Below are 18039 nucleotides of genomic sequence, written 5' to 3'. Positions count from 1 at the left end.
CGAAGTTACCGCAGCTTGCCGAAAGCCGGTCGCAACTGATGCTCCAGGGCCCACGGCACCGAATAGATGCTCGGGCTGGCCAGGGCGGACGCGGTGGTGTCGTCGACGATCACGTACGAGCCCCGGCGGACCGCGGCCAGATCGGACCAGCCGACGACATCCTTGAGCACCTCCTCGCCCCCGGTCAGTGGCCACATGATCACCAGGTCGGCGGCCAGCACCTCGACCTTTTCCAGGGAGACCAGGACCCGGGCCGAACCCTTGCCCTCCTTGGTCGACCGGGGATCGAGCGTCAGGCCGAGCTCGCCCAGCGTCCGGGCGGCCGGATCCGTGGCGGCGGCGACCAGGCCGAACTGATCACCGGTGAACTGGCCGTAGCTGAAGGTCTTGCCCGCGGCCGCCGGGAAATCGGCCCGGAACGCGTCGATCTGCTGCGTCACGCCGGTGATCAGAGCGGCCGCCTCGGCCTGGCGATCGAAGATCATCCCGGCCGTCTCGGTGACCTGCTGCCAGGTGTCGAGCACAGCCGTGGAGTCGATCACCGGGATGGTCGGCGCGATCGCCGCCAGCCGGTCGTAGGTCTCCTTGGTCTGGTAACCGGCCAGGATCAGCTCGGGTTGCAGGGCGGCCAGCTTCTCGTAGTCGATGTCGTCGCCCACCACGACCTCGGACCGGTGTTCCGGCGTCCACGGGAACCGTCCGTTGTCCCCGGAGTAGTTGCGGGTGACGAACTCGGCCGTGATCGGGACGTCCAGGGCGATCAGCGCATCCGTCCACGGGGCGCTGAAGGTGATCACTCGCTCCGGTTTCACCGGCAGCACCGTGCTGCCGAAGGTGTGCTCGATGGTGAGCTCCGGCCGGTCGGCGGCGGTCGGCTCCGCCCCGGCACCCGGCCCGCAGGCGGTGATCAACAGCGTGATCACGGCCAGCGCGATCATGATCGGAATCCCTTGCCGGCGTCGGCCGGTCAGCACCTCGGACACGTTGTTCATCCTCTCCCTGAGTAAGGAGAGGCTAACCTAGATTCCGTACGTCATTGGCGGCCGGTCCACGGAGCGACATAGATTGACGGTGCCCGAAATCCAGCCCCAGCCGAGGTGCCATGATCAAGCCCGCCACCATCTCCCCGCCGCGCCCGGTCCCGGCCCGCATCCCGCGCCCGGAGTACGTCGGACGGCGGGAGCCGAGCTCGCACCACGGCGGGCACGTGCAGACCGAAGAGACGATCGAGCGGATGCGGATCGCCGGCCGGATCGCCGCCCAGGCCCTGCAGGCCGTCGGCGCGGCCGTACAGCCTGGCGTCAGCACCGATGATCTGGACGCGATCGGGCACGAGTTCCTGCTCGATCATGGCGCCTATCCCTCCACGCTCGGCTATCGCGGCTTCCCGAAGTCGCTGTGCACGTCGGTCAACGAGGTGATCTGCCACGGCATCCCGGACGCCCGGCCGCTCGAGGACGGCGATCTGGTCAAGATCGACATCACCGCCTTCATCGGCGGCGTGCACGGCGACAACTGCGGCACCTTCGGCGCCGGCACGCTGGACGAGGAGTCCCGGCTGCTCAGTGAACGCACTGCCGAGGCGCTACGGCGTGGCGTCGCCGCGGTGAAGCCGGGCCGCCGGATCAACGTGATCGGCCACGTGATCTCCAGCTACGCGAAGCGGTTCGGCTACGGCGTTGTCAGCGACTACAACGGCCACGGGGTGCACACGGTGTTCCATTCCGGCCTGACCATCCCGCACTACGACGACCCCTACTACGACACCGTGATCGAGCCGGGGATGACGTTCACCATCGAGCCGATGCTCACCCTGGGCAGCGGCGAAACCGACCTGTGGGACGACGACTGGACCGCGGTCACGGTCGACGGCAGTCGCTGCGCCCAGTTCGAGCACACCCTTGCCGTCACCACCACGGGAGCGGAGATCCTGACCCTGCCGTGAGGCCCGAACCGCCGGCCGGGTCTACCATGTCCGGTGGACGAGCCGGTCAGACGATCGCGGCAGCACCTCGGTGCTGCCGAGGAAAGTCCGGACTCCACAGAGCAGGGTGGTGGGTAACGCCCACCCGGGGCAACCCGCGGGAAAGTGCCACAGAGAACAAACCGCCCTCGCCCGGTCCGCCGGGCGGAGGTAAGGGTGAAACGGTGGTGTAAGAGACCACCAGCACCCCAGGTGACTGGGGTGGCTCGGTAAACCCCACCTGGAGCAAGATCAAGAGGATGTGCCTCGGCACATCTGCGGAGACGCCCGAGGGCTGCTCGCCCGAGTCTCCGGGTAGGTCGCACCAGGCCGCTGGCAACAGCGGTCGCAGATGGATGATCGTCGCGTGCTGTTCGCAGTACGAACAGAATCCGGCTTATCGACCGGCTCGTCCCTTAGCTCCACACGTTGATCACGGCGTCAGCGTCCACAGTTGCTCGCACGGCAACTGCACCAGGCCGTCGACCGCTTCCTTGTCGACCGTCACGATCAGCCCGGGAAAGTGCCGACCGACCGCCTTGGCGTACTCCATCGCCGCGGACGGCTCGGCCCGATAGGCCCTGAGCAGGTGCTCCTCGAACCACACGAGCACCCGTCGATCTTCGTCCTGGTCTATGACCGTCATGGGGGTCCTGCCTCCATCCGCTAGTGCTGGAGGCGAGGCCAAGGCGTCGAGGTCTAGGGAACCGACGGCGCCCCGACCTGCCGAGATCCACCTTGCGCCATCACGTACTAGTACGTCAAGCATGAGTAGCACGAACCGGGACAACCAGCACATCCCCGCTGGGCTACCATGACGAACGTGTCGAGGTATCGCGAGATCGCTGACGACCTGCGGTCGGCCATCATGAACGGCCGTCCTGTGGGCGGCACCGAGTTGACCCGCGATGCCCAGCTGCCGAGCCACACCGAGCTCGAAAGGATCTACTCCGTCTCACGGGAGACGATCCGCAGCGCCGTCGGCGAGCTGGTCGCCGAGGGCATCCTGGTCTCCCGCGGTCGCGAAGGCATCTTCGTCCGGAAGCTCGCCGTCCTGCCCCACCCGGTGCACGTGACGCCGTTCTTCCAGGAGTGGTCCGAGCGGGCCAAGCTGATCGGCGAACCGTCCAGCGACTTCGACATGCGCATCGTGCCGGCCCCAGCATCAGTGGCGGCCCGGCTGGAGATCGAGCCAGAGGCTCTGATCGTGGTGCGCCGGCTACTGCGGCGGATCGATGGGACGCCGTGGTCTGTGGAGGAGTCCTGCTACCCGCTGGACGTCGCCCAGAAGGCCAAACTCGACAGCCCGCGGGACATCCCGACCGGCACCATGGTGGCGCTCGAGACTGCGGGGCTGAAGGAAGAGAGGTGGCGGTTCGAGGTCTCGGCCCGATTCGCCACGCGGGAGGAGCAAAACATGCTGGCCATGGGCGCAGGAGCGGCCATGATCATCTGCACTGACACTGCCTACTCGGGGGATCAAGCGGTCCGAGACACGACGGAATTGCTGCCGGCGGACCGCAACATGATCGTTGAGCACTACCCCTTCGATGGAGGTAACTGAGAGATGGATGCACCAATCTTCCCGACCGAGAAGCGCGGCGACGAGTGGGTCGCAACCGACCTGATCGTCCGGGCGATGAACGTTCCGAACGCCGGAACCCGCCAGCCCGAAGCCGAGCCGGCGACGCTGGAGGCGGGCTACGAGTACCGGATCGCCCAGCTGGACCACATCCACTACGAGTGGCTGCGGCGCCCCGAGGGCGGTGACGCCGCGTCCTGGGCAATCCAGGGTGCGGTGAGGGACCTGCCGGCGTACGTGCCGTCGGACCAGCTGCCGCAGCGGATCGTCAAGAACAAGGTCGCCTGGCACATGGTCGACGAGTCCTACCAGGACACCCCGTCAGGCGTCTGCGAGCCCTGATCCAAGATCAACAGTGAGCCCCGGACCCGCCTGGGTCCGGGGCTCTTTCCCTGTCCAGGACCTCAGCGCGCCGCCATCATCGCGTCCGCGTAGGCGTCGACGGTGCAGGTCTTCAGCCACTGCGGGCACGAGGCTTCGCCCATATGTCCGCCGACGATCGCCTTGTCCTTGGTGCCTTGGAGGAACAGCCCCTCGATCAGGACGGGCAGGATCGTCTGCGTGGCCGGCGCCGCTCCCGGGTCGGAATCCGCGGTGTCGGCCATGGTCCGGACGGCGATCTTGGCGCCGTACGGGATCGTCGCTCGCACCGTGGTCTGGTTGATCGCCGAGCTGGCCGGGATCCCGATGTACGCCGGATCGCCGGGATCACCCTTGATCACCTCGAGCACCTGGACCTCCAGCACGACATACCGCTCCGCGGACCGGCCGCCGTCGGACACGGGTTCGGTGAATCCGGCCAGGCCGACGACCGTCCCGGCGAAGACGTGGGCGGCACCGTCCAGCGCCTCGGCCGGATCGGCGTCCGGCTGATAGTCGACGATCCCACCGTCCCTGATCAACAACTCCACGAAGGGCTGAGCCGAGTCCACCGGTGGTCGCGGCGGGGCCGGGGTGGCGAGCGATGTCGCCGGTGTCCCGCCGCAGCCGGCGAGCAGCAGCAGGACAGCAGCGCCGACCGTCACGGTCAGGTGGCGGATGATCATCTTCGGTCTCCGTTCAGCGGGCTTGTTCGACCCGATCGATCAGTTCGTCCAGGGTGGGCAGCGCGGACAGCTCGGTGATCAAGGGATCACCGGTCGGTCCGATCGGGTTGCGGAGCCGACCGGCCTCGGCCAGGAACAGGCCTTGATCATTGGTGAGCCACTCCCCGACGATGGCGCCCGGATCGGCATCGGCCATGGACGTCGGGAAGCCGAGGAACCAGACGCCGTCGGCCGTGGGCACCGGCAACGGATCGGTGTCGGCCGGAGCCCGGAACTGCACCACCCACGGATCCTGCGGTGCGGCTCCGATGATCTTGGTCGGGTCGAGCCTCAACCCGATCAGGTCGGCCTGACCCCCGTCCTGATCGGAGAGCGAACCCAGCCGCTCGGCGGACCTCACCCGGGCCCGGACGATCGTCTTGGACGCCCGGGTCAGCTCGGTCAGCGTCCGGTAGCGCAGCCGGGCCAGGGCCGGGTCGGCCGGCAACCGGGCGAACAGGTCGGGCGAGTCCGGCCGATTCTGCAGGGTCAGCACCGGCAGCACGGCCGCGGCCACGCCGCCGCCGGCCACGACGGCACCGCCGATCAGCGCCCGCCTTCGGGTGATCAACGGAGGCCGCACCTCCGGCGCGGCTGCCGCGATCCGGGACTCGATCCCGGCCCAGGTGCGGCGTCCGCCGTGGCCGGCCGCCCAACCGTCCGCGGGGCGCAGCGATCGCACCGCGGGTCCGCCGTCGTCGCTCATCGCTCCCCCTGCCGGTCGCGTCGTTCCAGGACGGCCCGGAGCCGTTCCCGGGCCCGGTGCAGCCGCACCCGGTAGGCAACCGGTGAGCAGCCCAGGGCCGCCGCTGCCTGACCGGGCTCGAGGTCGTACCAATAGGTCATGATCAACACGTCTTGATCATGGGGCCGCAACGAGTCGATCGCGATCCGAAGTTGATCATCGACCGGCGGTTCGCCGAGCGGCGGCTTCCGTTCCGCGGCCAGCCGGCGACGCAGCTCCCCCGACCGTCGCTGCCGGCGCAACTCGTTGCCGACCAGCTTGCGCGCGGTGCCGAGCAGCCAGGACAGCAGCGGGTCGGTCAGCCGGTCCAGCCGGCGCCAAGCGGCGACGTAGGTGTCCGCGACGATCTCCTCGGCGGCTGCGTTGCCGATCCGGTAGCGGACGTAGGCGTACACGGCGTCTCCATGATCACGGAAGGCCGCTTCGAGCCGTCGTTCAGCCGTGCCCGGGCGCCGAACCGGCGCCGGGCCAACGTCTGGGGACGAGCACAACGGCGGACCCTCCAGGTGGTGATGTCTCTGTCCGCGTATTGTCCGGCCTGGCCGCGGTTGTTACCGACAGACCGGTCCGGTGCCGATTTGTTGACAATCTGATGCGGCTTCCGGGCGGGCGAAACAGGGAGACTTGACCGGCGAGGCCCTTTCCGCCCGCTCCTCGACGACGGTACGGTGACAGCGGGTACCCATAGAGACCGATTCATCCCCCGATGGACCGGTATCGCCGCCCCACTCTCCCCCGAGGGTGGGGCGGTTTGTTCCTTTGCGACATCATCCCTGGTCAAGGGCCGGTCAACGGCGCTGCTCCCTGACGTTCTGGGCATTTCCGGTCCCGCTGGATCGCGAATCGGCCACAATGGGCCCATGCCCGGGGAGCCGGACTCGAATCGGACCAAGGCAGCGCATCGGGGGATGCCCTCGGCCGCTGCGTCCTCGTTTGCCCGTTTCGGGGTCGCCACGCTGGCCGGCCGATTGGCCGCCGCGGCCACCCGATTCACCCGGTCCGACGGGCCGACGGTCCGCGGCCGGGTCATCCGTCGCGTCGATCCCGGTGCCCTGTCCCGAGTCGTCCGGCGGCAGCCGTGGGTGCTGGTGGTCGGCGAGTACGGCACCACGGTGCTGTCCAGCCTGCTGGTGTCGGCGGTACGGGCCTCGCACGGCACCCACGAGACGCGGTTGGCGCAGACCCGGGCCGAGGACGGGACCGACGGCGTGCTGTCGCTGCTCGCCGACCGTACGGTCCCCGAACTGGTCGTCGTCGCGGCCCGGCCCGGCGATGCGGTCGACCTGCTGGCGACCGGTGACCTGCCGCGGGCGATCGTGCTGTTCGACAGTTCCGGCGCCGCCCCAAATCCCCGCTATGCCCACGCTCGGGCGCTGCACCGCGCGATCGGCGGGATCGACGCGCCAGTGATCGCCAACGCCGTCGATCCGATGACCGTGCTCGCCGCCGGATCCGCCCGCCGGATCAGCTGGGTCCGCGGCGACCGCGGTTACCATGATCAACTCCTCTGTCCGGGCTGCGGCTCGATCCTCACCGGAGTCGACGACGCCGAGACCGGTTGGCGCTGCCCGCGGCACGACTACCGGCAACCCGAGCCCGACTATCGGGTGCAGGACGGCAAGATCAGCGACGCCGACGGGCAGTTCTGGGATCCGCGTCTGCCGCTGCCGGGACGGCTGAGCCTCGACCAGGCCTGCTTCGCCCTGGCTGCCGCCGAAACGCTGGGCATCCATGCCGGGACCGTGTTCGTCGGGATGCGCAAGACCCGGGATGCGCTGGGCCGGTTCGGGACCGTGACCATCGGCGAGACCAAGGCACGGCTGATCGCGGCCCGGCATCCGGCCGAGTGGATCGACGCGCTGACGGTGATCGACCAGCCGACCGTGATCATCGCGACCGACGACACCGACCTGTCCTGGAGCTGGGACTGTGACCCCGGAGCCCTGGCCGGCCGAGCGGTGATCGCGACCGGCCCGCGGGCCCCCGATGTCACCGCCCGGCTGGCGCTCGCCGGGATCGATTGCCGTGATGTCCCCGACCTGTCCGGCGCTCTCGCCGGCCACCGTGGTGGCGTCGACGTGCTGGCGCTGCCGGGGGCGTTCCGGACCCTGCTCCGATTGAGCGGACGATCATGATCCAACCGCACGGCGATCAGGTCGAGATCATCGCCGTCTATCCCGGCCTGCTCCGGGCCCCGGGCGACCGCGGCAACGCCGAGACCCTCGTCCGACGGCTGGCCTGGCGGGGTCACCGGCCCCGGCTGCGCACCGTCGAGCATGATCAACCGATCCCCGACGACGGCCGGCTGTATCTGATCGGCGGCGCCGAGGGCCCGGCCCAGGTCGCGGCGGCCCATCTGCTGGCCGCCGACGGCACACTCGCGCAGGTGGCCGCTGCCGGTGCGATCGTCTTCGCCACCGGCGGCGGCTACCAGGTGTTGGGGCGGTCCTTCGCCGCGCCGGACGGGACGAGGGTCGACGGACTCGGGCTGCTCGACGTCGAGACCGTGCCGAGCACCGACGAGGCCAGGGGTGAGGTCGTGGGGCGACTCCGCGAGCTGCCCGACGGCCGCGGCAAGACCTTGCCGGCGGCGACCGACGACCCGATCGACGCCGACCAGGCCACCTCGGATCCGCGGGTGATCACCGGCTACGAGGACCATGCCGGCATCATCCATCTGGGCCCCGACGCTGATCCGCTGGCCATGATCAGCGTCGGCTACGGCAACTGCGGCGACGGCACCGAGGGCGCGGTCACCCGGACGACGATGGGGACCAACCTGCACGGCCCGGTCCTGGCCCGAAATCCGGGCCTGGCCGACCACCTGCTGAGCCTGGCTCTCGGCCGACCGGTGCGGACACTGGTCCGAACCGAGGTCGATGAGCTCCGTCGGCGGCGTATTCTGACCGCCATGAGGATGGCCGACTGATCATGAGACGACCGAACGGCGTTGCGGGAGCCGGTCCGGGCACGCCCCTGTCCAGCTCGATCCTGCCCAATCTGGCGAGCAAGCTCTGGTTCGCCGCGTTCCTGATCACCGGGACCGCGGATGTGCTGGCCGAGCTGTTCAATGCCAAGGACCTGGCCCGGGTCTTGATCTTCCTGCCGATGCCGATGCTCTTCGGCTACGTGCTGTCCCGGGTCCGGCCGAAGACGGCGCTGGTGCGCTGGCTGCTGGCGGCCATCGTGTTCTCCTGGCTCGGCGACGCGTTCGGCCAGGAGACGCTGATCAAGATCGCCTTCTTCGCGGTGGCCCAGGTCTGTTATCTGCTGGCCTTCCTGCCGTACTGGCGCGAGAGCGTGCTGCGGCGCCCGCAGTTCCTGGTCCTGTACGCGATCGCGACGGTCGCCATGATCGTCTTCCTGCTACCGTACGCGACCTCGTTGCAGCTGCCGGTGATCATCTATGCCCTGCTGGTCGGCACGATGGCGGTGCTGGCGACCGGGCTGGGGCGACTGGGCACGATCGGCGGCCTGTTGTTCTTCGCCTCCGACACGATCCTGGCCCTGATGCTGTTCGTGCCGAGCCTCGCGTTCCCCGGGCAGGGCGCCGCGGTGATGCTCACCTACCTCTCGGCGCAAGCCGTGCTGGCGATCGCCGTCCTCGCGGTGAACGCGCTCGCGGTGCAGCGGACCGGCTGAGCCATGGCTGCCGCGGACGCGGACGTGGTGATCGTCGGCGGCGGGCACAACGCCGGCGTCGCCGCTGCCTACCTGGGCCGGGCCGGACTGCGAGTGATCATCTGCGAGGCACGCGACCGCTTCGGCGGCGCGGTGGCCAGCGAGCCGGTCTTCCCCGGGATCGACGCGACCCTCTCCCGCTTCTCCTACCTGGTCTCGTTGCTGCCGGAACGGATCATGCGTGATCTTGACCTCCGGATCGAGCTACGGTCACGGCCGGTGGCCTCGTACACGCCGGTCGGCGACGACGGCATCCTGGTCGAGCGGCCGGAAGGCGCCGAGACGGCGGCCTCGTTCGGGCGACTGGCCGGCGCGGGCGACTATCGGGCCTGGTCCGCGTTCCATGATCAACTCGCCGAGGTGGCGGCGATCATCGCACCGACCTTGACCGAGCCGCTGCCCGCCGAAGCCGACCTTCGGCGGCGGATCGATCCGGCGCTGTGGCAGAGCCTGGTGCACCGTCCGCTGGGCGAGCTGCTCGAAGATCGTTTCGCCGACGAGGTCATCCGCGGGATCGTGGCCACCGACGCCCTGATCGGCATCGACACCCGGCTCGACGATCCGCGACTGCTGCAGAACCGGTGCTTCCTGTATCACGTGATCGGCAACGGCACCGGTGAGTGGCGGGTCCCGGTCGGCGGCATGGGCACTGTCGCGGCGGCGATCGAACAGGCCGCCCGCTCCGCCGGCGCCGAGCTCCGGCTCGGAGCCCGGGTCACGGCCGTCCGCGGCGACGACGGGATGCGTGAGGTCGAGCTGGCCGACGGCAACCGGCTCCGCGCCGGCCTGGTCCTGGCCAATTGCGCTCCACCCGTCCTCGATCGGCTGCGTGGTCGTACCCCCGACGACGCACCGGAGGGCACCCAACTCAAGATCAACATGGTGCTCCGCCGACTGCCCCGGCTGCGCTCCGGCCTGGCCCCGGAACGCGGCTTCGCCGGCACCCTGCACCTGCACCAGTCCTACCCGGAGCTGGCCCGTGCCGCCGAGGCGGCCGCCGCCGGCCGGATCCCCGACCCGCTGCCCTGCGAGGTCTATTGCCACACCCTGACCGACCCGTCGATCCTGGCCCCCGACCTCGCCGCCGCCGGCTGGCACACCCTCACCCTCTTCGGCCTGCACACCCCCGCCCGGTTGTTCCGCGCCGACCCCGCCCGGCTCCGCGACCAGGCCCGCGACGCCGCCCTGCGCAGCCTCCAGGACGCACTGGCCGAGCCGCTCGCCGACTGCCTCGCCACCGACGCCAACGGCCGCCCGTGCATCGAGGTGATGAGCCCGCTGGACGTCGAAGCGGAGCTCGCCATGCCCGGCGGCCACATCTTCCACGGCGACCTGTCCTGGCCCTGGCGCACCGCCACCACCCCGGCCCGAACCCCGGCCGAGCGCTGGGGCGTGGCCACCGACGACCCCCGAATCCTGCTCTGCGGCTCCGGTGCCGTACGCGGTGGCGCAGTCAGCGGCCTCGGCGGCCACAACGCCGCCCAAGCCGCCCTGGAGACCCTCGCCGACGCCTGACCGTTACCGATTTCTCCCTCCGCCTCGACCTTTGCTAGAGTCTCCTCTCGCGCGCCATTAGCTCAATTGGCAGAGCAGCTGACTCTTAATCAGCGGGTTCGGGGTTCGAGTCCCTGATGGCGCACCAACCACCTGGCCAGGCCCCATTCGGGCCTGGCCAGTTGTCGTTCCGCACCGAAGTGGCTCTGGAATCCTGCCGTAGTTGTGTCGAGATTCGTTTGTCCGCTCCGTACGGGAGTCAAACGCACGGCGCAGGGCCGTGCGGGGCGGGCGACCGCTCCGAGGCGAGGAGAAGAAGATGGCTTCATCAGTGCTCTACATGGCGATGTCGCTCGACGGCTACATCGCCGGTCCGAACGACGGGCCGGACAACCCCGGCGGCGATGGCTTTGCCCGCTTGCACGAGTGGATGGTCACCCCGGCCGGGGAGCTCTTCCGACCGTCCGGACCGGCCGGGGAGTTGAGCGACGACCTGGGCACGGCCGGCGCGGTCCTGGTCGGGCGGCGGACCGCGGAGCAGGTCGATCACTGGGGCGGGGATCATCACGGGTGGGGTGTGCCCATCTTCGTTCCCAGCCATCGGCCGCCCGGCCCCAGCGTCGAGAACTATCCGTTGGTGACGTACGTGAGTGACGGGATCGCCAGCGCGATGGCCCAGGCGAAGGCTGCGGCCGGGGACCGTAATGTCCACGTCCTCGGCGCCTACACGGCGCAGCGCGCGCTCGAGGCCGGTGTCCTGGACGAGGTGCAGACGAGCCTGATCCCGGTGCTGTTCGGTGGCGGCCGGCGACTGTTCGACGTGTTGCCGGCGCGCGTCGAGCTGGAGATCGTTCGGGTGATCGACACACCGGAAGCCACCCACATCCGCTACCGCGTTCGCAGCTGAGCGGGCAGCCCGGAAGCCTAAGATCCGGATCAGCGTCGATCTGGTGTCGAATCCTCCGGGTCGGCTCCGTACGAAGGGTAAGGGCGCGGCAGACGGCCGGCCCGCAGACACCAGAGGAGGCCCGCCATGGGCAAGGTTCTGACTCACATGACGATGTCGCTGGACGGATTCATCGCGCAGCCGGACAACCAGGTCGGCGAACTCTTCGAGTGGTACGAGGCCGGGGAGGTCAATGTGCCGAACCCGAACGACGAGGTGAAGTTCAACGTCGACGACTCGAGCGCAGACATACTGCGCGATCTGACCGAGAACAACGGTGCCCTGGTCGCCGGACGCACCCTGTTCGACATCGCCGACGGGTGGGGCGACAAGCACCCGGCTGGTGGGAAGGTCGTCGTGGTCACCCACACACCGCCCGACGATGCCGCGGAGAAGTGGCCGAACACCACGTTCGTCGGAGATGTCGAGACGGCGATCAGCCGGGCCCAGGAGCTGGCCGGCGACAAGGACGTCACGATCGCCAGCGCCAACGTCGCCCAGCAGGCCTTGGATCTCGGCCTGGTCGACGAGGTGTGCGTCAGCCTGGTGCCGGTGCTGTTCGGCGAGGGTATTCCCTACTTCTCGAAGCTGCAGTCCGAGGGACACCTGCTGCTCGAGGACCCGATGGTGGTCCAGGGCCGGCGCGCCCTGCACCTCCGCTACCCGGTCCGCAAGTGACCGGGATCCAGCACTCGTTCCCTGAAACGGGCCGAATCGACCCGACTTCGGCAACGAGTGCTGGATTCCGGTCAGTCTGCTGTCGGACCCGTCGGCGATGGTTGGGTGACGACCCGGCTGCTTGATCACAGGCGGGCGGTGTTGTCGATCTTCTCGGAAGCCCGACACGACTCAGCCGTGGGCCGGACCTCGGCCTGGTTCGCGGATCCCGACGGGAATCTCATCAACACCTACCGGCCGACCGAGCCGATCGATCCGGTCGAGGCCGTGCGAGGCTACTTCCGGCGACTCTTCGACGGCCGGGATCCGGGCGCCTGTGATCAACTGTCACCCGGTTATGTTGATCATGATTCGCCGGCCGGGACGGCACCGGGCACGGCCGCGACGCGCGCCTACGTCACTGCCATGGTGCAGGAGGATCCTCAGCTCCGCGTCGAGATCCTGGCGGCGGTCAGCCAGGGCACCACGGTCGCAGCTCGGATCCGCTGGATCCCCGGGCCGCTCACCGGCCGGGGCCAGACCGACGGGCTCGTCCTGATCGAGGTGGACGAGCAAGGACGCCTCCGCGAACGGAGCTCGGTCTACACCACGGTCGAGTCGCCGGACAGCAGCCGTTCGACAACCGGAGCCAGCTGATCGACAAGCTCCTCCAGGGCAGCGCCGGCCAGAGGTTCAACCCGCAGCAGATGCCGTACGACAGCGGTGCCGAGCAGGGTCCCCAGGGCCAGCTCGACCCGCAACTCGGGCCGGTCGCCGCCGATCATCGGGGCGAGCCGGGCGGCCACGAGCTCGAGCAGGAACTCGCGGATCAGGCCGGCGAACTCCTCCTGCGTGACGGCACCGCGAAAAACGGCCTGTAGCCGTGGGCCGGTCTCGGCCGACTCCCACAGGCCGAGAAAGCCTTCGGTCAGGCGGCGCCCGAGACCGGCCCGGCCCGGCGCGGCCAGCCGGTCGAGGAACTCGGCCGGATCGAACGGCCAATCGACGACGGCGCGAAACAGCTGCTCCTTCGAGCCGAAGTAGTGCACGACCAAGGACGGGTCGACGCCGGCCTGGGTCGCGATGGAGCGGATCGTCGCCCGGGCATAACCCGCCTCGGCGAATCGCTGTCGGGCCGCCTCCAGGACTGCCTGTCGGGTGTCCGGACCACCGGGACGTCTACCTCGAGCCATGAGTGTTATTCTACAGATGTTGAATTAATCCGGGAGGCGTTCTGATGGTGTTCTCACAGCGGGTCGCCCGGCTCAATCGGGTCGGACTCAACCGGGTCACCAGGCATCTCGCGAGCTGGCTGCCCGGCTTCGGCATCGTGATCCATCGCGGTCGCCGGTCCGGCAAGGAGTTCCGGACGCCGATCAACGTCTTCCGCACCGACGGCGGCTTCGTCGTCGCGCTCACGTACGGGCCGGATTCGGACTGGGTGAAGAACGTGATCAGGGCCAGCGGCTGCGCGTTGGAGACGCGGCGGCGCACGCACCAGTTGATCAATCCGCGGATCGTGCACGATCCGACCCGGCAGCACATGCCGAAGGTCTTCGTCAGCCAGGTGCTCGCGCTGAACGACGTGACCGGGTTCCTCTACCTGGACGACAAGCCAGTGAGCTAGAGATACAGGCCGGTGTTGCCGTCGGAGAGCCGCTCGGCGGCGACGGCGTGCAGGTCACGCTCGCGGAGCAGCACGAAATCCTTGCTGCGCACTTCGACCTCGGCCCGGTCGGCCGGGTCGTACAGGACCCGGTCGTCGACCTTGACCGTCCGGACGTTCGAGCCGACGGCCACGACCTTGGCCCAGGCCAGCCGGCGGCCGATCGCCACGGTCGCGGGAATCACGATTCCCCCGCCGCTCCGGCGCTCGCCGGCTTCGTTCTCGGCGGAGACCAGGACCCGGTCGTGCAACATCCGGATCGGTAGCGGCTCCGCGCTCCCCGTCTGATCAGACACGATCAGCTTTTCCTCTTCCGTACGATCGCCCGCACGATGACCACGAAGGTGACGAAGCCGGCCACGGCGCCGCCGATCACGGCCAGCCGTTCGGTCCGGATCCGGCCCTGGTCGTCGACGAACTGCGATTTCGCGTTCTCGAGCTCGGCCGACGCCCAGTCCTTGAGGCCGGCGATCTGCCGCTGCTTGATCCGGGTCGGATGCACCTGGTCGATCAACTGTTCGACCGAATGCCCGAGCCGCAAGCGGGCAGCCGCAAGGTCGGCCTCGATCTCGGTCCGCGTGCGCTCACGCGCCGGTGCCTGATCCTCAGTCGCCATCGGTGATCCCTCCTTCGGCCCCGAACCTTCATCGACCCCCGTACCCCTGCGTCGACCCGGTGCAACAGCGTATTGCAATCCCTTTGCTTCGCATGCCCTGCCCCGGCCGCGGCCCGAAAGTCGAGGCCCTAAGGTTCTGCCCATGACCGAACGACTCACCGCCGGCGACGCCGCCCCCGCCTTCTCCCTGCCCGATGCGGACGGCACCAAGATTTCCCTGTCCGACTTCGCCGGGCAGCGGGTGATCGTCTACTTCTACCCGGCCGCGATGACGCCGGGCTGCACCACCCAGGCGGTCGATTTCACCGCCGCCGGGCCGGACCTGGATCAGGCCGGGCTGCAGGTGATCGGCATCTCCCCGGATCCGGTGGCCAAGCTGGCCAAGTTCCGGGACAAGGAGTCGGTGTCGTTCCCATTGCTCGCGGACGAGGACAAGTCGACCCTGCAGGCGTACGCGGCATTCGGCGAGAAGATGCTGTACGGGAAGGTGATCGAGGGCGTCATCCGGTCCACCTTCGTGGTCGACGTCGACGCCTCCGGTCAGGGCACCATCGCCGTGGCGCAATACAACGTCAAGGCCACCGGCCACGTCGCCAAGCTGCGCCGCGACCTCGGGGTCTGAACGGGCGCCATTAGCATGGGCGTCCGGGCCGAAGTGGTGGAATTGGCAGACACGCAGGATTTAGGTTCCTGTGCCTTCGGGCGTGAGGGTTCAAGTCCCTCCTTCGGCACCCAAACCCCGAGTTGTCAGACTCTAGGCACGTTATAGCGTGCCTAGAGTCTGACAAGTCGGGGGGTTTACGGGTTGTTGGCTATGCCTTCGTCGACGGGTTGGGCGTTGGCGCCGGTGATCAGGGCGTACGTGAAGCCGGCGATGGCCGCTCCGATGATCGGGGCGACGATGAACAGCCAGACCTGCGACAGGGCCGCTCCGCCGGCGAACCAGGCGACGCCGAGGGAGCGGGCCGGGTTCACCGAGGTGTTGGTGACCGGGATGCTGACCAGGTGGATCAGGGTCAGGCCGAGGCCGATCGCGATCGGGGCGAAAACCTTCGGCGCGCGGTCGTCGGTTGCGCCGAGAATGATGTAGAGGAAGACCGCGGTCAGCACCACCTCGATGATCAACGCCGCGAGCAGGCCATAACCGCCCGGTGATCGATCACCGAAGCCGTTGGTCGCGAAGCCGCTCTCCACTGCATTGAAGCCGTCCTGGCCGGACGCGATGATGAACAGGATCAGACCGGCGAACGACGCGGCCACGATCTGGGTCGCGATGTAGGGCAGCACGCCCTTCCACTCGAATCGCTTCGCGATCGCCAGGCCGATCGTCACGGCCGGATTGAAATGCCCGCCGGACACATGCCCGAAGGCGTACGCGCCGGTCAGCACGGTCAGGCCGAAGGCGAGTGACACCCCGACGAATCCGATCCCCAATTGGACCTGGGTATTGGTCCCGGGATCGGCCGCCAGGAATTTGGCGGCCAGCACGGCGCTGCCGCACCCGCCGAACACCAGCCAGAAGGTCCCCAAGAATTCTGCCCCGAGCTTGGCAGCCAATCGTGGCTCAGCCATCGTGATCTCCTCAGTAGGCAACGTCCCCGATATCTAAGGAGATTGTCCGTCCTGATCGCCGATTCCGGGCCCGACACGCAGAATTGGATCCCTTTCGGGCACGCGCTCGTAGAAAACCCAGGCGAATCCATCCTGCCGTTCGCGGGACAACTCCCGCCATTCGGCGGAGTCGATCGGCGGAAAGGTGATATCGCCGGCCGGTTCGGCGTCGACCTCGGTCACATCGAGGAATTCCAGGCTGTCCCAGGCGGCCCGATAGATCTCGCCGCCGCCGGCGATGAAGATGATCGATTCGGGGTGTTGGGTCCGGGCCAGTGCAATCGCCTCGGACACGCCGCCGGTCGTGATCACGCCGTCCGCCTGCCAGCCGGCGTCCCGGGTGATCACGATCGTGTGCCGGCCGGGCAGGGGTCGGCCGATCGACGCGTATGTCTTCCGGCCCATGATCAACACGTGCCCGTCGGTGACTCGGCGGAATCGCTTCCAGTCCGCCGAAATGCGCCACGGGATGTCCGGGCCGTTGCCGATCACTCGGTTGCGGGCGAACGCGGCGATCGCGACGATCGATCCCGCCGGCGGCCGGGACGCCGATTCCTCCGTCATGATCAGACCGCGATCGGGGCCTTGATGCCCGGGTGCGGGTCGTAGCCCTCGATCCGAAGATCATCGAGTGTGAACTTGTCGATGTCGCTGATCTCGGGATTGATGATCAGTCGCGGCAACGGCCGCGGCTCCCGGGTCAATTGCTTCTTGGCCTGCTCGACGTGGTTGAGATAGAGGTGCGCATCGCCGAGGGTGTGCACGAGTTCGCCCGGCTGGAGTCCGCAGACCTGGGCGACCAGTCGGGTCAGCAACGCGTACGAGGCGATGTTGAACGGCACCCCGAGGAAGATGTCGGCCGAGCGTTGATAGAGCTGGCAGGACAGCCGGCCTTCGGCGACGTAGAACTGAAACAGGGTGTGGCACGGCGGCAACGCCATGCGATCGAGATCGGCCACGTTCCAGGCGCTGACCAGATGCCGCCGGGAGTCGGGATTGACCTTGATCGATTCGATCACCGCGGCCAGCTGATCGAGCTGCCGCCCGTCGGGCGCCGGCCAGGACCGCCACTGGTAGCCGTAGACCGGGCCGAGCTCGCCGTCCGCGTCGGCCCACTCGTCCCAGATCGACACGCCCTGCTCCTGTAGCGGGCCGACGTTGGTGGAGCCGGAGACGAACCAGAGCAGCTCGGCGAAGATCGACTTCACGTGCAGCTTCTTCGTCGTCAGCAGCGGGAAGCCCTGGGCCAGGTCGAACCGCAGCTGGTAACCGAAGGTGCTCAGCGTGCCGGTGCCGGTCCGGTCCGCCTTGCGGACGCCGGTGGTCAGCACATGATCAAGAAGATCGAGATAGGTCCTCATCCCCCGGCCTTTCGTGCCAGCTCGGCGGACAGGACGTCGATGATCGCCCGGACCGCCTGACCGCGGTGGCTGATCGCGTCCTTGGCCTCGCCGGTCAGTTCGGCGTTGCTGAGCTGCTGCCCGTCGGTGACGAAGAGCGGATCGTAGCCGAAGCCGCGTTCGCCCACCGGGGCGTGCAGCAGTTGCCCGGTCATCACCCCGGTACGGACGTGCTCGGCGCCGTTCGGCCGCTCGGCGCTGCTCGGCAGCACCAGCGCCATGGCGCAGACGAACCGCGCACCGCGCCGGCCGTCCGGAACGTCGTCCAGCTGGCGCAGCAGCAACGCGTTGTTGTCTTCGTCGGCCGCGTCGGGCCCGGCCCAGCGGGCCGACCGGACCCCGGGCATCCCGTTCAGCACGTCGACAGCCAGCCCGGAGTCGTCGGCCAGGCTCGGCAATCCGGTCGCCGCGACGCAGGCCCGGGCCTTGATCAACGCGTTGCCCTCGAAGGTCGGTTCGGTCTCCACCGGCGCCGGGTAGTCCGCGACCTCACCGAGGCCGAGCACGGTGAGCCGCAGCCCGGCCGCCTCGACCAGCCGGCGCAGCTCGGTCAGCTTCTTGGCGTTCCCGGTCGCCAGCACCACGGAGTCCAT

At 68.7% G+C, this 18039-nt stretch carries 24 protein-coding genes, 2 tRNA genes and 1 other RNA gene; 15 read left to right on the top strand and 12 right to left on the bottom strand.

Features of this window, described 5'->3' with window-relative positions:
• Positions 1-5: 5 nt before the first annotated feature.
• Complete coding sequence (locus tag FNH24_RS06790) at positions 6-983, bottom strand: ABC transporter substrate-binding protein (RefSeq protein WP_161606030.1); 978 nt, start codon at positions 981-983, stop codon at positions 6-8.
• Between the two features lie 119 nt (positions 984-1102).
• Here FNH24_RS06790 and map point away from each other — a divergent pair, with 119 nt between their 5' ends.
• Together map and rnpB are read left to right on the top strand one after the other, a co-directional pair.
• Positions 1103-1945, top strand: a complete 843-nt coding sequence (map, locus tag FNH24_RS06785) for a type I methionyl aminopeptidase (RefSeq protein WP_152361400.1) — start codon at positions 1103-1105, stop codon at positions 1943-1945.
• 38 nt (positions 1946-1983) lie between these two features.
• Positions 1984-2379: RNase P RNA component class A (gene rnpB / locus FNH24_RS06780), an RNA gene on the top strand.
• A gap of 17 nt (positions 2380-2396) precedes the next feature.
• Here the strand turns inward: rnpB and FNH24_RS06775 are convergent.
• Positions 2397-2609, bottom strand: a complete 213-nt coding sequence (locus tag FNH24_RS06775) for a hypothetical protein (protein WP_152361399.1) — start codon at positions 2607-2609, stop codon at positions 2397-2399.
• Between the two features lie 177 nt (positions 2610-2786).
• Between FNH24_RS06775 and FNH24_RS06770 the strand changes: the two genes are divergently transcribed.
• Together FNH24_RS06770 and FNH24_RS06765 are read left to right on the top strand one after the other, a co-directional pair.
• Positions 2787-3527: a GntR family transcriptional regulator gene (locus FNH24_RS06770; RefSeq protein WP_161606029.1), complete on the top strand. Its 741-nt coding sequence runs from the start codon at positions 2787-2789 to the stop codon at positions 3525-3527.
• Between the two features lie 3 nt (positions 3528-3530).
• The gene (locus FNH24_RS06765; RefSeq protein WP_152361397.1) at positions 3531-3887 is read left to right on the top strand and encodes a hypothetical protein; all 357 of its coding nucleotides are present in this window, start codon (positions 3531-3533) and stop codon (positions 3885-3887) included.
• 62 nt (positions 3888-3949) lie between these two features.
• Here FNH24_RS06765 and FNH24_RS06760 read toward each other — a convergent pair whose 3' ends face one another.
• Genes FNH24_RS06760 through FNH24_RS06750 form a run of 3 tightly spaced genes read right to left on the bottom strand, consistent with a single transcriptional unit; the run spans position 3950 to position 5866 of the window.
• Complete coding sequence (locus tag FNH24_RS06760; protein ID WP_152361396.1) at positions 3950-4591, bottom strand: hypothetical protein; 642 nt, start codon at positions 4589-4591, stop codon at positions 3950-3952.
• Between the two features lie 13 nt (positions 4592-4604).
• A complete protein-coding gene (locus FNH24_RS06755) occupies positions 4605-5336 on the bottom strand; it encodes a hypothetical protein (protein WP_152361395.1) in 732 nt (243 codons plus the stop codon).
• Positions 5333-5866 (bottom strand): RNA polymerase sigma factor, encoded by a 534-nt coding sequence (locus FNH24_RS06750; protein WP_281351013.1) that lies wholly within the window; start codon positions 5864-5866, stop codon positions 5333-5335. Before FNH24_RS06750 ends, FNH24_RS06755 begins: the two co-directional genes overlap by 4 nt.
• 369 nt (positions 5867-6235) lie before the next feature.
• On the opposite strand from FNH24_RS06750, the gene FNH24_RS06745 reads away from it, so the two are divergent.
• From FNH24_RS06745 to FNH24_RS06710, 8 genes are all read left to right on the top strand, one after another.
• Positions 6236-7510, top strand: a complete 1275-nt coding sequence (locus tag FNH24_RS06745) for a MurT ligase domain-containing protein (RefSeq protein ID WP_152361393.1) — start codon at positions 6236-6238, stop codon at positions 7508-7510.
• Entirely contained in the window at positions 7507-8304 is a 798-nt protein-coding gene (locus FNH24_RS06740) for a type 1 glutamine amidotransferase (protein WP_152361392.1), read from the top strand. The genes FNH24_RS06745 and FNH24_RS06740 overlap by 4 nt, the downstream gene beginning before the upstream one ends.
• A gap of 2 nt (positions 8305-8306) precedes the next feature.
• Entirely contained in the window at positions 8307-9017 is a 711-nt protein-coding gene (locus FNH24_RS06735) for a lysoplasmalogenase (protein ID WP_152361391.1), read from the top strand.
• 3 nt (positions 9018-9020) lie between these two features.
• A complete protein-coding gene (locus FNH24_RS06730; RefSeq protein WP_152361390.1) occupies positions 9021-10571 on the top strand; it encodes a phytoene desaturase family protein in 1551 nt (516 codons plus the stop codon).
• 51 nt (positions 10572-10622) lie between these two features.
• A tRNA-Lys gene (locus FNH24_RS06725) sits at positions 10623-10698 on the top strand.
• A 171-nt stretch (positions 10699-10869) separates the two neighbouring features.
• Positions 10870-11457 (top strand): dihydrofolate reductase family protein, encoded by a 588-nt coding sequence (locus FNH24_RS06720; protein ID WP_152361389.1) that lies wholly within the window; start codon positions 10870-10872, stop codon positions 11455-11457.
• Positions 11458-11583: 126 nt separating this feature from the next.
• Positions 11584-12174 carry a dihydrofolate reductase family protein gene (locus tag FNH24_RS06715; RefSeq protein WP_152361388.1) on the top strand — a complete coding sequence of 197 codons (591 nt, stop codon included), beginning with the start codon at positions 11584-11586 and terminating at the stop codon, positions 12172-12174.
• A 177-nt stretch (positions 12175-12351) separates the two neighbouring features.
• On the top strand, positions 12352-12810 hold the full coding sequence (locus tag FNH24_RS06710; RefSeq protein ID WP_161606027.1) for a nuclear transport factor 2 family protein: 459 nt from the start codon (positions 12352-12354) through the stop codon (positions 12808-12810).
• On the opposite strand, the gene FNH24_RS06705 is transcribed toward FNH24_RS06710, so the two are convergent.
• On the bottom strand, positions 12756-13346 hold the full coding sequence (locus FNH24_RS06705) for a TetR/AcrR family transcriptional regulator (protein ID WP_152361386.1): 591 nt from the start codon (positions 13344-13346) through the stop codon (positions 12756-12758). The genes FNH24_RS06710 and FNH24_RS06705 overlap by 55 nt on opposite strands.
• Before the next feature lie 44 nt (positions 13347-13390).
• Between FNH24_RS06705 and FNH24_RS06700 the strand changes: the two genes are divergently transcribed.
• A complete protein-coding gene (locus FNH24_RS06700) occupies positions 13391-13780 on the top strand; it encodes a nitroreductase family deazaflavin-dependent oxidoreductase (protein ID WP_152361385.1) in 390 nt (129 codons plus the stop codon).
• Here FNH24_RS06700 and FNH24_RS06695 read toward each other — a convergent pair.
• Both FNH24_RS06695 and FNH24_RS06690 read right to left on the bottom strand, forming a co-directional pair.
• Positions 13777-14073 carry a GroES family chaperonin gene (locus FNH24_RS06695; RefSeq protein WP_152361572.1) on the bottom strand — a complete coding sequence of 99 codons (297 nt, stop codon included), beginning with the start codon at positions 14071-14073 and terminating at the stop codon, positions 13777-13779. The two genes, FNH24_RS06700 and FNH24_RS06695, sit on opposite strands and share 4 nt — an antisense overlap.
• 44 nt (positions 14074-14117) lie before the next feature.
• Positions 14118-14435, bottom strand: a complete 318-nt coding sequence (locus tag FNH24_RS06690) for a DUF3618 domain-containing protein (protein WP_161606026.1) — start codon at positions 14433-14435, stop codon at positions 14118-14120.
• A gap of 142 nt (positions 14436-14577) precedes the next feature.
• Between FNH24_RS06690 and bcp the strand changes: the two genes are divergently transcribed.
• Together bcp and FNH24_RS06680 are read left to right on the top strand one after the other, a co-directional pair.
• Complete coding sequence (bcp, locus tag FNH24_RS06685; RefSeq protein WP_175047865.1) at positions 14578-15057, top strand: thioredoxin-dependent thiol peroxidase; 480 nt, start codon at positions 14578-14580, stop codon at positions 15055-15057.
• Between the two features lie 27 nt (positions 15058-15084).
• A tRNA-Leu gene (locus tag FNH24_RS06680) sits at positions 15085-15166 on the top strand.
• A 67-nt stretch (positions 15167-15233) separates the two neighbouring features.
• On the opposite strand, the gene aqpZ is transcribed toward FNH24_RS06680, so the two are convergent.
• From aqpZ to FNH24_RS06660, 4 genes are read right to left on the bottom strand one after another with little or no spacing between them, the layout of a single operon-like run.
• Complete coding sequence (gene aqpZ, locus FNH24_RS06675) at positions 15234-16007, bottom strand: aquaporin Z (protein ID WP_152361382.1); 774 nt, start codon at positions 16005-16007, stop codon at positions 15234-15236.
• Between the two features lie 33 nt (positions 16008-16040).
• Positions 16041-16610, bottom strand: coding sequence for a dihydrofolate reductase (locus FNH24_RS06670; protein WP_152361381.1), 570 nt, complete (start codon positions 16608-16610; stop codon positions 16041-16043).
• Between the two features lie 2 nt (positions 16611-16612).
• Positions 16613-17407, bottom strand: a complete 795-nt coding sequence (locus tag FNH24_RS06665) for a thymidylate synthase (protein ID WP_152361380.1) — start codon at positions 17405-17407, stop codon at positions 16613-16615.
• Positions 17404-18039, bottom strand: coding sequence for a non-canonical purine NTP pyrophosphatase (locus FNH24_RS06660; protein WP_152361571.1), 636 nt, complete (start codon positions 18037-18039; stop codon positions 17404-17406). The genes FNH24_RS06665 and FNH24_RS06660 overlap by 4 nt, the downstream gene beginning before the upstream one ends.

The sequence above is a fragment of the Microlunatus speluncae genome, from assembly GCF_009299835.1.
Lineage (GTDB): Bacteria > Actinomycetota > Actinomycetes > Propionibacteriales > Propionibacteriaceae > Microlunatus > Microlunatus speluncae.
Note: the sequence above shows the minus strand (reverse complement) of the source record. Positions and strands in the feature narration are given on the sequence as shown.

Coding starts and splice junctions, on each gene's coding strand:
- map (WP_152361400.1), top strand. CDS start 1,103: ATGATCAAGCCCGCCACCATCTCCCCGCCGCGCCCGGTCCCGGCCCGC.
- FNH24_RS06775 (WP_152361399.1), bottom strand. CDS start 2,609: ATGACGGTCATAGACCAGGACGAAGATCGACGGGTGCTCGTGTGGTTC.
- FNH24_RS06765 (WP_152361397.1), top strand. CDS start 3,531: ATGGATGCACCAATCTTCCCGACCGAGAAGCGCGGCGACGAGTGGGTC.
- FNH24_RS06760 (WP_152361396.1), bottom strand. CDS start 4,591: ATGATCATCCGCCACCTGACCGTGACGGTCGGCGCTGCTGTCCTGCTG.
- FNH24_RS06755 (WP_152361395.1), bottom strand. CDS start 5,336: ATGAGCGACGACGGCGGACCCGCGGTGCGATCGCTGCGCCCCGCGGAC.
- FNH24_RS06745 (WP_152361393.1), top strand. CDS start 6,236: ATGCCCGGGGAGCCGGACTCGAATCGGACCAAGGCAGCGCATCGGGGG.
- FNH24_RS06740 (WP_152361392.1), top strand. CDS start 7,507: ATGATCCAACCGCACGGCGATCAGGTCGAGATCATCGCCGTCTATCCC.
- FNH24_RS06735 (WP_152361391.1), top strand. CDS start 8,307: ATGAGACGACCGAACGGCGTTGCGGGAGCCGGTCCGGGCACGCCCCTG.
- FNH24_RS06730 (WP_152361390.1), top strand. CDS start 9,021: ATGGCTGCCGCGGACGCGGACGTGGTGATCGTCGGCGGCGGGCACAAC.
- FNH24_RS06720 (WP_152361389.1), top strand. CDS start 10,870: ATGGCTTCATCAGTGCTCTACATGGCGATGTCGCTCGACGGCTACATC.
- FNH24_RS06715 (WP_152361388.1), top strand. CDS start 11,584: ATGGGCAAGGTTCTGACTCACATGACGATGTCGCTGGACGGATTCATC.
- FNH24_RS06705 (WP_152361386.1), bottom strand. CDS start 13,346: ATGGCTCGAGGTAGACGTCCCGGTGGTCCGGACACCCGACAGGCAGTC.
- FNH24_RS06700 (WP_152361385.1), top strand. CDS start 13,391: ATGGTGTTCTCACAGCGGGTCGCCCGGCTCAATCGGGTCGGACTCAAC.
- FNH24_RS06695 (WP_152361572.1), bottom strand. CDS start 14,073: ATGTTGCACGACCGGGTCCTGGTCTCCGCCGAGAACGAAGCCGGCGAG.
- FNH24_RS06690 (WP_161606026.1), bottom strand. CDS start 14,435: ATGGCGACTGAGGATCAGGCACCGGCGCGTGAGCGCACGCGGACCGAG.
- bcp (WP_175047865.1), top strand. CDS start 14,578: ATGACCGAACGACTCACCGCCGGCGACGCCGCCCCCGCCTTCTCCCTG.
- aqpZ (WP_152361382.1), bottom strand. CDS start 16,007: ATGGCTGAGCCACGATTGGCTGCCAAGCTCGGGGCAGAATTCTTGGGG.
- FNH24_RS06670 (WP_152361381.1), bottom strand. CDS start 16,610: ATGACGGAGGAATCGGCGTCCCGGCCGCCGGCGGGATCGATCGTCGCG.
- FNH24_RS06665 (WP_152361380.1), bottom strand. CDS start 17,407: ATGAGGACCTATCTCGATCTTCTTGATCATGTGCTGACCACCGGCGTC.
- FNH24_RS06660 (WP_152361571.1), bottom strand. CDS start 18,039: ATGGACTCCGTGGTGCTGGCGACCGGGAACGCCAAGAAGCTGACCGAG.